1 protein-coding gene is annotated in these 1528 nt (G+C 60.7%); it reads left to right on the top strand.

Going from position 1 to position 1528, the window contains the following annotated elements; genetic code table 11:
* Positions 1 to 191 precede the first annotated feature (191 nt).
* On the top strand, positions 192 to 1528 hold a 1337-nt coding region (locus tag ACXJKR_RS32195; protein ID WP_457326319.1), incomplete at its 3' end, for an ABC transporter ATP-binding protein/permease.

Genomic DNA, 1528 nt, shown 5'->3' with positions numbered 1-1528 from the left:
CGTGAAGAACGTCAACAACAAGCGCATGTATTCGCTGTTGTCCGGCTCGTTCGCACAGGGCTACGTGCTTCAGGAGCGCGAGTTCAACCTGACCGCGCGCTACTCGTTCTAAAGCGCCAGCCGCCGAAGGTCGCCAGAGCCCGTGCGCTGGCGACCTTGGCATCGGTTCATCTCGCGAGGCTCCCGAAGCTATGACTGACAACAACAAGCCCACTTTTGCGAATGTGTGGCGCCTGTTCACGCCCTACTTCAAGTCCGATCAAAAGCGGATCGCCTGGTTCGCGTTCGCCGTACTTACCGTCCTCACGCTCGGCGGGTCCGCGGTAGGCGCCTGGTTGACCACCGTCCAGAAGACGTTCTTCGACTCGATTGAAAAGCGCAACGCCGACCTGTTCTGGCAGACCTCCGGCCTGATGGTCGTGGTGTTCTTCTCGATGGCCGCCGTCTTCGCCTTCACGCAGTGGCTGCGCCAATGGGTGGAGATCAAGTGGCGCAAGAAGCTCACTGACAACTTCGTCAACCGCTGGTTCCAAAACAACGCGTTCTACCGCATCGAGCGCCGCCAAGAGCTCGACAACGCGGACCAACGTATCGCGGAGGACGTCCGCCTGTTCATCGAAGGCGTGCTTGAGCTCGGTTTCCAGTTCCTCGGAAACGTCGGAACGTTGGCGGCGATGGGGTTTGTCTTGTGGGGAATGTCGCCCTCGGTCACGGTCGGCGGCGTGACCATCCCGGGCTTCCTCTTCTTCATCGCCGTCATCTACGGCATCCTGCAGGTCGCGATCGTTCACCTTGTGGGTCGCAAGCTCACGCCACTGAACTTCGAGCGTCAACGCCTGGAGGCCGACTTCCGCTTCGCCCTTGCCCAGCAGCGCGAGGCAGCCGAGCAGATTGCCCTTTACCGGGGGATCGACGTCGAGAAGCTGAGGCTGGGCCGCTTCTTTGCATTCATCGGGTTCAACTGGGCCGTGCTGATGACGCACAAGAAGCGTGTGGCGTTCACCACTCAGATCCTGACATTGGCCGCTTCCTTTGTTCCCATGTGGGTCATGGCGCCGCGTCTTTTCAGCGGGCAGGCCACGCTCGGGACGCTGATGCAATACCAAGGGATCTTCCTTGCGGTGGTGTACGGGGTCACCTGGTTCGCAACCAACTACCAGCGACTGGTGGAATGGTCCTCGCAGGCACGCCGCCTTATTGGCATGAATAACCTGCTCGACCAGGAGGAGAAGTCGGACATCAAGGCCGGCAAGACCGCCAGCGATGCGATCCAGACGCAGAACCTCAAGGTCTCTCTTCCCAACGGCCAGACCTTGAGCACCATCGGCAATTGGAAGATTGGTGGCGACCAGAAGTGGCTGGTGCGTGGCCCCTCGGGCGTCGGGAAGAGCACGTTGTTGCGTGCGGTGGCCGGCCTTTGGCCACATGGAGGCGGGGGACTTTCCACGCCCACCAACGCCAAGTTGATGTTCATCCCCCAGAAGAGCTACATCCCGACAGGATCCCTCAAGGAGGCCCTGTGCTATCC

Source organism: Roseateles sp. P5_E11 (assembly GCF_054049355.1).
Note: the sequence above shows the minus strand (reverse complement) of the source record. Positions and strands in the feature narration are given on the sequence as shown.